The 12,381-nt window shown below is 33.1% G+C and carries 14 protein-coding genes and 1 other annotated feature; all 14 genes read left to right on the plus strand.

Annotation, left to right across the window (positions count from 1 at the left end):
• The first annotated feature begins 4 nt into the window (after nt 1-4).
• The 14 genes from tsaE to B5E87_RS01560 all read left to right on the plus strand — a co-directional run bounded on the left by tsaE (nt 5) and on the right by B5E87_RS01560 (nt 12,340).
• On the plus strand, nt 5-433 hold the full coding sequence (gene tsaE / locus B5E87_RS01495) for a tRNA (adenosine(37)-N6)-threonylcarbamoyltransferase complex ATPase subunit type 1 TsaE (protein WP_206080666.1): 429 nt from the start codon (nt 5-7) through the stop codon (nt 431-433).
• Nucleotides 418-1,023 (plus strand): tRNA (adenosine(37)-N6)-threonylcarbamoyltransferase complex dimerization subunit type 1 TsaB, encoded by a 606-nt coding sequence (gene tsaB / locus B5E87_RS01500; protein ID WP_087243172.1) that lies wholly within the window; start codon nt 418-420, stop codon nt 1,021-1,023. Before tsaE ends, tsaB begins: the two co-directional genes overlap by 16 nt.
• A complete protein-coding gene (gene rimI, locus B5E87_RS01505; protein WP_087243173.1) occupies nt 1,014-1,463 on the plus strand; it encodes a ribosomal protein S18-alanine N-acetyltransferase in 450 nt (149 codons plus the stop codon). Before tsaB ends, rimI begins: the two co-directional genes overlap by 10 nt.
• The gene (gene tsaD, locus B5E87_RS01510; RefSeq protein WP_087243174.1) at nt 1,460-2,470 is read left to right on the plus strand and encodes a tRNA (adenosine(37)-N6)-threonylcarbamoyltransferase complex transferase subunit TsaD; all 1,011 of its coding nucleotides are present in this window, start codon (nt 1,460-1,462) and stop codon (nt 2,468-2,470) included. Before rimI ends, tsaD begins: the two co-directional genes overlap by 4 nt.
• Nucleotides 2,470-3,108: a redox-sensing transcriptional repressor Rex gene (locus tag B5E87_RS01515; protein ID WP_087243175.1), complete on the plus strand. Its 639-nt coding sequence runs from the start codon at nt 2,470-2,472 to the stop codon at nt 3,106-3,108. Before tsaD ends, B5E87_RS01515 begins: the two co-directional genes overlap by 1 nt.
• A 38-nt stretch (nt 3,109-3,146) precedes the next feature.
• Nucleotides 3,147-3,359 (plus strand) — a binding site (T-box leader).
• A 38-nt stretch (nt 3,360-3,397) separates the two neighbouring features.
• Complete coding sequence (gene asnS / locus B5E87_RS01520) at nt 3,398-4,783, plus strand: asparagine--tRNA ligase (protein ID WP_087243176.1); 1,386 nt, start codon at nt 3,398-3,400, stop codon at nt 4,781-4,783.
• A gap of 82 nt (nt 4,784-4,865) precedes the next feature.
• Nucleotides 4,866-6,347 carry a metallophosphoesterase family protein gene (locus B5E87_RS01525; protein WP_087243177.1) on the plus strand — a complete coding sequence of 494 codons (1,482 nt, stop codon included), beginning with the start codon at nt 4,866-4,868 and terminating at the stop codon, nt 6,345-6,347.
• Nucleotides 6,319-7,713 (plus strand): D-2-hydroxyacid dehydrogenase, encoded by a 1,395-nt coding sequence (locus B5E87_RS01530; protein WP_087243178.1) that lies wholly within the window; start codon nt 6,319-6,321, stop codon nt 7,711-7,713. The genes B5E87_RS01525 and B5E87_RS01530 overlap by 29 nt, the downstream gene beginning before the upstream one ends.
• A 144-nt stretch (nt 7,714-7,857) precedes the next feature.
• Nucleotides 7,858-8,673 carry a folate family ECF transporter S component gene (locus tag B5E87_RS01535; RefSeq protein WP_087243179.1) on the plus strand — a complete coding sequence of 272 codons (816 nt, stop codon included), beginning with the start codon at nt 7,858-7,860 and terminating at the stop codon, nt 8,671-8,673.
• Between the two features lie 202 nt (nt 8,674-8,875).
• A complete protein-coding gene (gene spoVAC, locus B5E87_RS01540) occupies nt 8,876-9,319 on the plus strand; it encodes a stage V sporulation protein AC (RefSeq protein ID WP_087243180.1) in 444 nt (147 codons plus the stop codon).
• The gene (gene spoVAD / locus B5E87_RS01545) at nt 9,297-10,304 is read left to right on the plus strand and encodes a stage V sporulation protein AD (protein ID WP_087243181.1); all 1,008 of its coding nucleotides are present in this window, start codon (nt 9,297-9,299) and stop codon (nt 10,302-10,304) included. Before spoVAC ends, spoVAD begins: the two co-directional genes overlap by 23 nt.
• On the plus strand, nt 10,301-10,651 hold the full coding sequence (gene spoVAE, locus B5E87_RS01550; protein ID WP_087243182.1) for a stage V sporulation protein AE: 351 nt from the start codon (nt 10,301-10,303) through the stop codon (nt 10,649-10,651). The genes spoVAD and spoVAE overlap by 4 nt, the downstream gene beginning before the upstream one ends.
• On the plus strand, nt 10,648-11,919 hold the full coding sequence (locus B5E87_RS01555; protein ID WP_087243183.1) for a spore germination protein: 1,272 nt from the start codon (nt 10,648-10,650) through the stop codon (nt 11,917-11,919). Before spoVAE ends, B5E87_RS01555 begins: the two co-directional genes overlap by 4 nt.
• 67 nt (nt 11,920-11,986) lie before the next feature.
• Nucleotides 11,987-12,340, plus strand: coding sequence for a hypothetical protein (locus tag B5E87_RS01560; RefSeq protein ID WP_087243184.1), 354 nt, complete (start codon nt 11,987-11,989; stop codon nt 12,338-12,340).
• Nucleotides 12,341-12,381: the final 41 nt, after the last annotated feature.

Here is a 12,381-nt window from a genome sequence, read left to right on the forward strand (position 1 = left end):
AGATATGATTGATTTTGGAGAAGAACTTGCTAAACACTTATTTCCTAATGCTGTGATTACATTAGAAGGAGATTTAGGTGTTGGTAAAACAACATTTACAAAAGGAATTGGAAAAGGTCTAGGTGTTAAAAAGATTATTAATTCACCAACTTTTACGATTGTGAAGGAATATCAGGGAAGATGGCCTTTATATCATTTTGATGCTTATCGTTTAGAAGGTGAAAATGAAGAATTAGGATTTGAAGAAATGTTTGAAAATGATGGTGTTTGTGTTATTGAATGGCCAATGTATATTCAAGATATATTACCTCAAGAAAGATTAGAAATACATATGACAAAAAATAGTGATCAGACACGTCGAATGACATTTGTACCTTATGGAGAAAAATATCAGCAATTATTGGAGGAGATGAAAATATGTTACAGCTTATAATGGATACATCGAATCAATATTTAATGGTTGCTTTATATGAAGATGATCAATGTTTGTCATCTCTTCAGGAAATGGGGTCTAAACGCCAATCAGAAAATGCAATTCCCTATCTTCAAAAATTATTAGAAAAACATCAAAAGGAATTACTGGATATTGATGAAATGGTCATTACATTAGGACCTGGTTCTTATACGGGAGAAAGAGTTGCTTTAACAATAGCGAAAACATTAAGTGTTATTTCTTCAGTACATATCAAAGCTATTTCTTCTTTAGCAGCTTATGCAGGTTTACAAAAATGTGTATCTGTGATTGATGCACGTAGTCAAAAAGTTTTTGTCTGTGCTTATGAAAATGGACAGGCAGTTATTCCAGAACAAATGATAGATATTCAACAGTTTCCACAATTTATGCAAGATTATAGTGATTTTCAAGTTGTTGGACAAAATGAAGTTGTGGGGTATGAACCTAATACGGTTGATTTGGCTAAAAATTTACATGAATTAGCCAAGCAGACATCAATAGTGCAAAATGTTGATGCTTTAGTACCACGCTATCTTAAAGATGTTGAGGCTAAAAAAATATGCTTATAGAAGCTTTGCAGTCAGAAGAAATTGAGACGCTCGTGCAGTTAGAACACACTTTAATGACATCACCTTGGTCAAAAGAAGATTTTGAATACGAATTGTTAGAAAATCCATTTGCACATATTTTTGTTTTAAAAAAGGAAATGGAAATCATTGGATATGTTGATTTTTGGGTGATGTATGAACAGGCACAAATTGCATCCATTGGGATAAAAAAAGAAGAACAATCTCAAGGTTATGGACAAAAGCTTTTAGAATTTGCTTTATCTTATGCCAGGGATGCAGGTGTAAACACGATGAGTTTAGAGGTACGAAAATCTAATCAAAAAGCGATTGCGCTTTATCAAAAAAATGGATTTGATATTCAATCCATACGTCGAGATTATTATCAGGATAATCATGAAGATGCTTATTTAATGACAAAAGAAATGGAGGGAAAAGCATGAGTCTTATTTTAGCAATTGAATCAAGTTGCGATGAAATGGCAGTGGCGATTTTAAAGGATAAACGTGAACTCTTATGCAATGTTGTCGCATCACAAATTGATACACATCGTATGTTTGGTGGAGTTGTTCCAGAAATTGCCAGTCGTATGCACGTTGAATGTGTATCGACTGTCTTAAAGACAGCCTTAAATGAAGCCCAAATCAATATGCAGGATATTGATGCCATTGCCGTTACCAAAGGGCCTGGACTGGTAGGATCTTTACATGTTGGGATGCAGGCTGCCAAAACACTGGCATTAGCTTATCATAAACCATTAATTGGTGTTCATCATATTGCTGGACATATTTATGCTAATGAACTTGTCGAAGACATTCAATATCCATGTTTGTGTCTAGTTGTCAGTGGTGGACATAGTGAACTTGTTTATATGAAACATGAATTTTCATTTGAAGTCATTGGTCAGACTTTAGATGATGCGATTGGAGAAGCTTACGATAAGGTTGGACGTGTATTGCATTTGCCTTATCCAGGAGGACCAGTTATTGATCGTATGGCCAAAGAAGGAAAACATACTTATGCTTTGCCATTACCCATGAATGATGAAAGCTATAATTTTTCTTTTAGTGGTTTAAAATCAGCAGTGATTAATCTTTGTCATAATGCATCACAACGTGGTGAAGAGATTATTCCTCAAGATTTAGCATGTTCTTTTCAGGAAGTTGCTGTTGATGTTCTGGTTTCTAAAACAATCAAAGCGGCTCAGGATTATCATGTTAAACAGATTATCGTGGCTGGGGGAGTCAGTGCAAATCAGGGATTAAGACAAGCACTGACAAAGCGTAGTGAGATACCTGTTTTATTTCCACCAATGCGCTATTGCACAGATAATGCAGCTATGATTGCTTCGGCAGCACGTGTGATGTTTGAACATCAGAAATTTTCATCACTTGACTTAATGGTCAAACCGTCATATGATTTAGAAGAGGAAAGTCTTGGTGAATCTTAATGGAAAAAAAACAGCATAAAATTTCAAAAGCAACAATGTCACGTTTTCCCGTTTATTTAAAGGCATTGCGTAATATGCAACATGAAGGGCAAAACAACTTTTTATCAAGTGAATTATCTGAAGCAACAGGAATCTTGGATACAACCATTCGTCGTGATTTTAGTTTTTTGACACACAAAGAAACATTAGGTAAACGTGGTATCGGATATGATACAAAGGAAATTATCAATATTCTTAATAATGTTCTTGGTTTAGGGTTAGATGAATCTATTATTTTGATTGGTGTTGGTAACTTAGGAAGTGCCATCTTAAAATATAATCGCTGGCAATATACAGTTGGAAAAATTGTGTGTGGTTATGATTTGGATCAAAATAAAGTTGGAGAACGCTTTGGGGTTAAACTTTATCATATTGATGATTTAGAAAAAACATTTCCTCAAGGCTGCAAGATTGCGATATTGGCTATTAGTGAAAATGTTCAGGAAACAGTCGATCGTTTAATGGATTTAGGCATTAAAGGAATTGTAGATTTTACGCATACACATTTTACAGTTCATAGTGATGTTGTTGTACAGACAGTCGATGTTGTTGTGGCTATTCAGGAATTGGTTTTAAAAATGCATGTCAATGATGAATAAAGTATTGAAATTTTGTGAGAAAGATGTTAATAATAGATGTACAGGTAATGATTTGAGAACGTATTATAGTGAAGTTTAATAGCGACTTTTGGATGGTGTAAGCAAAAGAAACTGTTATAATATGGAACACTCAATGAACCGGATAGGAGAAATGTAAGTAGACTATCCCGCTAAACAGCGTTATGGTAAGAGAGCATATTCATGATGAATATGAATGAGGATGGTACCGCGATATTATAGTCGTTCCTTTTAGGAACGGCTTTTTTTATAAAAAGGAGGAGAGAGAGTCATGTTTGAATTTATGACAGTCAGAGAATTGTATGAAATGGTTTTATCTGGGGAAGATTTTGAAACTGAAGGTTTAGAATATGTTGAATTAGATGGATGGGTACGTACAAATCGTGATAATGGAAAAGTTGGTTTTATTGCTTTAAACGATGGAACATATTTTAGAAACTGCCAGATTGTATATTTACAGGAAACTTTATCAAATTATGATGATATCAAACATATCAGTACGGGAAGTGCTATTCGTGTTTTAGGAAAATTAAAACTCACACCTGAAGCTAAACAGCCTTTTGAAATTGAAGCAACACAGGTTGTTGTAGAAGGTGCATGTGATGAAGATTTTCCACTTCAAAAGAAAAGACATTCTTTTGAATATATGAGAGAAATTCCTCATCTTCGTCCACGTGCTAATACATTTTATGCTATTTTTAGATTAAGAAGTGTTTTATCAATGGCTATTCATGAATTTTTCCAGTCACAAGGTTTTGTTTATGTGCATACACCAATTATTACAAGTAATGATGGTGAAGGTGCTGGAGAAATGTTTAGAGCAACAACTATTGATAATACTGAATTTGATAAAGATTTCTTTGGTAAAGAAGCATTTTTAACCGTAACAGGACAATTACATGTCGAAGCATTCTGTATGGCTTTTAGAGATGTTTATACATTTGGACCAGCTTTTAGAGCTGAAAATTCAAATACATCACGTCATGCCAGTGAATTCTGGATGATTGAACCAGAAATTGCTTTTGCTGATCTAGAAGATGATATGGATTTAATTGAAGATATGGTTAAATACTGTATTGACTATGTTTTAGAAAATGCACCTGAAGAAATGAAATTCTTTGAACAGATGATTGATAAAGAATGTATTCAAAGAATTACTCATGTCAGAAATAGTGAATTTAAACGTATGACATATACAGAAGCTATTGATATTTTAAAACAGGCCGATGTTAAGTTTGAAAATAAAGTTGAATGGGGTATGGATCTCAATAGTGAACATGAACGCTATATCTGTGAAAAAATTGTAGGTGGACCAGTGTTCTTAACAGATTATCCAAAAGAAATTAAAGCTTTCTATATGCGTTTAAATGATGATGGCAAGACTGTTGCAGCATGTGATTTGCTGGTGCCAGGAATTGGGGAATTAGTTGGTGGAAGTCAGCGTGAAGAAAGATATGAAGTTCTAGAAAAAATCATGGATGAAAAACAAATGTCTAAAGAAGGACTTCAATGGTATATGGATTTAAGAAGATTTGGTGGATGTAAACATGCTGGATTTGGACTAGGATTTGACCGTTTCTTAATGTATTTGACAGGTATGCAAAACATTAGAGATGTTGAACCATTCCCAAGAACACCAAGAAACTTAAAATTCTAAAATATAACGGGATTCCCGTTATATTTTTTCATATTCAATTATTTCAATTTGTAGTATAATAAAATTATGAGGTGAAAAGACAGTGAATGAAATCTTCTTTATCAATACCTTTTTTAATATTGTTTATCGTAATGAATCAGCATATATGCGTGATTTATTGATGTCATATGACTATATACAAAGTTTTGTTCAATGGCTTTGCCAACGCCATATTTCGTGTGATGTTTTATCTTCTATCACAAGGGATGATTATGCATTGTTGTCACGTTTTATGAAAGCTGAAGATGTGGATCATATTTTGCATAAGCCTTTTTCTAGTGAAATGGAAACAATGGCTCAAACATATCAGGAAGCGATTCACATTGTTTATGTGCCTGGATTTGATGAATCTTCTTTTCAAATGACATCTTTTCCTGAATACGAGAATATTTATTTCTATGCTATTTCAGAACATTTTCAACGTGATAATTTATCTTTCTTTGATCCTTTTCCAGCCTTTTTCTGTGCTTTAAATCATGCTGATATGTGGCCAGGATGTTTAATTTTTAAAGGACAACAGGCAGTATTTGCGCCGATACATAATCAAAAAGATTTCTTGCAGTTAACATCCTATATTGAAAATCATCTTTGCTTATTTGACGTTTATAATCAGTATCAGGATGATGCCTATTTCATTCAATTGAGTGATTTGCATCTCGGTAAAGATAAACGTCAAAAGGGGCTGGAGCATCTTTATGCTTCATTGGATGAACTGATTCCAAGATTACCTTCTTTATGGGCAGTTAATATTTTGATAACAGGTGATTTGATGGAATCTCCTAATCGTAAAAATATGTATTTAGCCAATGATTTTATGAATAGTCTTAAAAAGCGTTATAAGGCGAATGTGACTTTTATTTTAGGAAATCATGATGTGATTGTTCATGGCTTTAATTTTGCTAGAAATCAAAAAAGTAAAGTAATTGCTTATCTGTTAGGTGAAAATGTTAAAGTTTTAGAACAGGAAAAAATCGTTATTATTAAAATGGATACAACAAGTGAAGGAAACTTAGCGAGAGGAAAAGTAGGAAAAAGACAACTTGATGAAATAGATGATGAATTGTCAGCTATTGATCATTTAGAAGAATATACATTATTAGTGATGTTGCATCACCATGTTTATCCCATTAATAAAGCAGAGTTTATTAAAACCAAATGGCATGAAAAAACATTTATCAATCGTATTATAGAAACTTCAAAAGTTCTGGTTGATGCACCATTATTAATTGATTGGCTAAAAAAACGACATATTCATTATGTGTTTCATGGCCATAAGCATTTACCTTTTTTTAAAAAAGAAGATGATTGTTATTATATTGGAGCAGGAAGTGCTACGGGTGGCTTAAAAGAAAGTCGTAGCCGTTATATTTCCTATAATGTGATGAAATATAATATTCATGAACAGAAAATGAAAATCTGTATGATTTTTTATGATGATAAAGCTAAGGCTGAAAGACAAAGAGTAGAAGTTTATTTATTTGAGGGAGGAAATAATCATGAAATTAGTAGATTGCATGAAAGATGAAGAATTAGGAACAGCTATACTGTATAATTTTACAAAAGGGTATGGAAAACCTGTGCCATTAGAATTGTATGATGTTGTTTTACCACTTCTTTATCATGATTTTATAAGAGAACATGTTTTAACATATACGTCATTACAGGAGTGTATCTATCAATGTATACAAAATGAAAAACATTTTAAACAACATCTTTTAGAAAAAATTGAAGATGATAAAACAATGACATCTAAAGCTTTAGGTGTTGCGATGATTCAGCATATTTTAAAATTTGAAATTGTAGATACTGTGATGTGTGGGGTGGCTTTACCAACTGATATTTTAGATTTAAATGAAGCTATCTGGCTTGGAAAACTTTTCCAGGATGTTTCACTAGAAGATTTTATGACATTATTAAAACAGGAAGATACACATATTGTTGTTTTACAAAGTGCTTCTGTTGGAAAAGATGTTGATTTGTCAAAAATTGCTTCTTTAGGACAAGTGACCATGTATGAAGATACAAAACCTTCAGAAATTAAAGGTCGTATTTTAGGTGCTGATATTGTGATTACAAATAAAAATGAAATGACAAAGGAAGTGCTGGAAGGTTTAAAACATTTGAAATTAATCTGTTTATTTGCGACAGGAACGAATAATGTTGATTTAGAATATTGTCGTGATCATGGCATTAAGGTCGCTAATGTAAAAGATTATTCGACTAAGACAGTTGCTCAACATACGTTAGCTTTATTGATGCATTTGGTAGAAAAAAATGTGACATACGATCATTTTGTCAAATCAAAAGCATATTGTCAAAGTCAGCGTTTTAGTTATTTTGATGATGTTTTCCATGATGTTGCTTCTATGACTTGGGGAATTGTCGGATTAGGTCATATAGGTCGACAGGTCGCAGGTATCGCAAAGGCTATGGGTGCTAAAGTTCAATATTATTCGACAAGTGGTCAAAATGCAACCAGCGATTATCAGCAGGTTGACTTTGATACTTTGTTAAAGACATCAGATATTATTAGTATTCATGCACCATTAAATGAAAAGACACATTATTTATTTAATGAAGAAGCTTTAAGAAAAATGAAACCAACGGCATATCTCATCAATGTTGGACGTGGTGGCATTATAGAAGAAAAAGCTTTAGTGAAAGTCTTGAATGAAGGACATTTAGCGGGAGTTGGCTTAGATGTCTTTGAACATGAACCATTATTAGAAGATGATGTGCTTTATTCTATTCAAGATATGAATAAGGTTATCTTCACACCACATATTGCCTGGGGTTCTATTGAAGCAAGACAAAGATGCGTAGATGAAGTTTATGAAAATATACTTGCCTTCTTAAAAGGAGAAGAAAGAAATATTGTCAATAATGAATAAATCGTGTATGATAGAAAAAAATAAAAAAAGAAGGAGGAGTCTACGTCAGTAGCAAAGCATGTACGGTCTTATGATCGGAATTAACGCCTGTGGACTAGAAATGAGGATGAAGCAGGAAAATTTTGTTATATGTAGCATGATGTTATGGAACAAATTATTATTGCAATCATTATTATTGCACTCGGTTTTTATGTATTTAAGTTTTATCCTTTTGAAAAAGGAAATGTCATGAAATTAGTGATAGCAGCTATTTTTATTATCTTAACAGCTATCTGTAAAAGATTGGCTATTATGATTCCGTTATTTGGAGCTGAAAGTCTTAAAATTGGATTTGAATATATTCCCTTGATGTTAGCGGGGTATTTCTTATCACCAAGTTATGCCTTTATTGTTGGTTTGTGTAGCGATGTGATTGGTTTGATTTTAGTACCTACAGGATTTCCATTCTTTGGATTTACCTTAGGAACAATTCTTGTCAGTGTCATTCCGTCATTGATTCATGAACATTCAAAAAATATCAGCCCACAAAATGTTTTACGCATTGTGATTGGACTGATTTTGGTTTTAGGTATTGGGGCTTCCATTTATATTGGACAGCTTGATTCAGTGAATATTTCTGAAACAGTGTATCATCTTCAATCACAAGATAAAATCACACTGATTAGTATTTGTCTGTTGTTATCATTGATATTTATGATAGTGATTGCATTTTTAAAACGTAAAATTAATGCACAGGAAGCCAAAACCTTTTCAACATGGGTTTTATGTGTTGTCCTTACGGAATTGGTTGTCACTTTATGTTTAACACCATTATGGTTAGATATGATGTATCAGATTCCTTGGACAATCTCACTATGTATAAGAGTTGTTAAGGAATGTGCAGTTTTACCAATTGAAATTTTTATCGGTTATATTCTGATTCCTATTTTAAATAGAATATGGGTACGTTTAGAAAAATGACAACAAGAATTAAGATTCTTGTTGTTTTTTGATTTCATGCCCATCTTCATCAACTTCAATCACTTCAAAAAAGTATTCAAAGATACGCGTTAAAAGTTTTTTCATGATTCATCATTTCCTTTCAAGAAGAGTATATGTACAACAAAAAAAATCATGTTTGAAAAGTCAAAAAATGTAAACACTATGTAAGAGGTGATGAAAAATGGATCGTAAAGAATATGATCAGTTGGCTGAATCTTTGAAACCAACTGGACATAAGATGAAAAATGCGTTTTATGCATTTTTGTATGGAGGTGTCATTGGTGCTATTGCACAAGGTGTTTTAGAGTTTTTTATGAATGTTTATCATGTTAAACAAGAAGATGCAACACCTATGATGATTATTACATTAGTTTTTATAAGCTGTTTGTTAACGGGATTAGGTATTTATGATAAATTGGCTCAAAAGGCAGGAGCAGGGACATTTATTCCCATTACTGGTTTTGCTAATAGTATGACATCATGTGCTTTAGATAGTCAAAGTGAAGGATTGATTATGGGGATTGGCAGCAATATGTTTAAGCTAGGAGGAACTGTCATTACATATGGCATTGTCAGTTCAGCACTGCTGGGAGTGATTCGTTATGTCATTACACTTTTTGGGTAATTCGGTGACTTTAGAAAATGTTTATATTGCTTCTTCAGGGACAGTCTGTGGACCATTGGAATATTTAGGACCATTAGGAAGCTGTTTTGATAAAAGTTTGCAGGATTATCATTATGGTGAAAAATCATTTGAAAAAGCTGAACGTAAAATGTTGAGGGATGCCTTGGATATTTGTTTGAAAAGAGAAAAACTGAAATATAAAGATATTGATTTATATTTAGGAAGTGATTTGTTAAATCAGATTACATCTGTCAACTATCTGGCAAGAGAACTGCCTCAACCCTTTGTTGGATTATATGGCGCATGTTCAGGTTTTGCCCTGTCCATGGCGATGGCTGGCTTGTTGATAGATGCTGGCTATGTAGACAAAATTGTGACAATGGTATCAAGTCATAATGCAACAGCTGAAAGACAATACCGTTATCCTGTTGAATATGGTGTCCAAAAAAAAGACACAACAACCTTTACAGCGACCGGAGCTGTGTCCACTTTATTAACCAATCAGCCACAGTCTGTAAGAGTTGAAGCTATCACATTAGGACGTGTCATAGATTACTCGCAGAATGATGCTAATGATATGGGACGTGCCATGGCACCAGCGGCTTTTGATACTCTCATGAATCATTTTCAGGATTTAAAACGCACTTTTCATGATTATGATTTGGTTGTGACAGGGGATTTATCTATGTATGGTCATCAGATTTTAAAAGAAATGCTGCAACGTCATAAAATGGATGTTGTGCGATATAACGATTGTGGATGCATGTTATATGATTTATCTTCACAGCCTGTTTTTCAAGGTGGCAGTGGCTGTGCCTGTAGTGCTTTGGTGACAATGGGTTCATTATACCCACAACTTAAAGACAAAAAATTAAAACGTGTGCTAGTTGTTTCAACAGGAGCCTTATTATCACCAATGATGAGTGCGCAAAAAGAAAGTATTCCATGCATTGCTCATGCCATCAGTCTGGAGGCGATAGAATGAATTATATCATGGCTTTTTTGTTTAGTGGTTTTGTTTGTCTGATAGCTCAGCTTATTTATGATCATAGTCGTTTGACACCGGGTCATATTACCAGTTTATTTGTTGTTTTAGGTTCGTTTTTAGATCTTTTCCATATTTATGATCTTCTGGTTGATATTTTTCATGCAGGAGCATTAATACCTATTACCAGTTTTGGGCATTCTTTAATGCATGGAGCCATGGCAGCTACCAAAGAGTATGGTGTTTTTGGTATTGCAATGGGAATGTTTGATTTAACAGCTGCTGGAATTAGTGCAGCCATTCTCTTTGGATTCCTTGTGGCTATTCTTTTTAAACCGAAATCATGAATAATTCTTATGATTTGAAACATCGTATTTTAAATTTTAAAGGAAGACTGGTTCATCTTTATTTTTTAGCCAGTTTATCTAACGATGTTTTGATTTCACGACTGGTAGAAGGTATTGAAAATAGAGAAGGAAAAGATTTAGAAAACTGTATCAACATGGGAGATGTTGAAATCGTTTCTACAAATCAGATTCAAAAAATTCAAAGAGCTGTTCTTGGTGGTAATAGTGCTTTATTTGATGGTGAAATCACCTATTTAATGGATACTAAAAATTTTCCAAATCGTGCTATTCAAGAACCAGAAACAGAAAAAAGTGTCCGTGGAGCTAAGGATGGCTTTAATGAGTCTATCTTAAATAATACAGGGTTGATTCGTCGGCGTATGCGTTCACCTGAATTATGTTTTCATTTAACAACAATGGGAACACAAAATCCCATTGATATTGCCGTGGCTTATCTGGAAGATAAAGTTGATCGACATGTCTTACAACAACTTTTAACTCGTATTTCTCAAGTTCAAACTCAAGAATTTATCATGACTGATCGTGCTATTGAAGAAGTTTTATTGAATCAGGGATATAACCCTTTTCCTTTAGTGCGATATAGTGAAAGACCTGATATTGTCGCAACACATATTCAACATGGTTATATTGCGATTATATGTGATACATCTTCTTCTATAGTGATGTTGCCAACAACTCTTTTTGAAATCTTAGAACATGTTGAAGAACATCGTCAGACACCATTGATTGGGACATTTATACGATTCATACGTATGACTGCAGTCTTTTTATCTATATATCTTGTTCCTATTTTTGCTTTAAGTTCATCCTTTTTACAATGGGATTATTCCTTTTTTATACAGATTCTCATTATGGAATTATCTATTGAACTCTTACGTATTGCGACTGTTCATACGCCACAATCATTGTCTAATGCGATGGGATTGATTGCAGCTATCTTACTTGGAGAATTTGCTATTCAGCTTGGCTTTTTTTCAGAAGATATTTTGATGTTTTGTGCGATTGGAACCGTGGGTGGTTTTGCAACCCCTAATTATGAATTATCACTGACCAATAAATATATCAAAATCATGATGATTATCTCCGTTATGTTATTGAATATATATGGATTTATTCTATTTAATCTGATTTTTTGGATCAGTTTAGCCCGTATCAAAACCTTTGGTGTTTCTTATTTATATCCCTTGTATCCTTTCCATGGTAAAGAATTATTACGCTTTTTTATTAGACAACCTAAAAAAGATTAATATCTTCTTAATCATTTCTTAAAGAAGATATTTTTTTATTTTGATAAACTCTTACAGGGTGATCAAGATGACACATAGATTAATGAACGCTTTTTTGATTAGTATGCTGCCATTGTTTTTTATACAATATAATCCATTATATGAAATGGTTGTGATAGATTGGTTGAATCTTTTAGCGTGTATAGGTATTCTCTTTTATTTGATAGGTGTATGGTCTTATCTTTATCAAAGAAGACATGGCTGGTTTTATACATTTTTAGGTTCTTTTGTACTTGTTATCGCAAAGATGGGCTTATTGATTGTTTTTTTACAGGAAAAATATTTGATGAATGCTATGCTTTTTTATAATCTTTATGTTATATTTTCAATAGGATTGATGTTTTATGTCATTTGGTGCTATGTCGATGAGTCACAATGTTGAGATTTGTCAGATAATGGTATTTCATATCTTCTAAAATAATG

Source organism: Massilimicrobiota sp. An142, assembly GCF_002160725.1.
Lineage (GTDB): Bacteria > Bacillota_I > Bacilli_A > Erysipelotrichales > Coprobacillaceae > Allocoprobacillus > Allocoprobacillus merdigallinarum.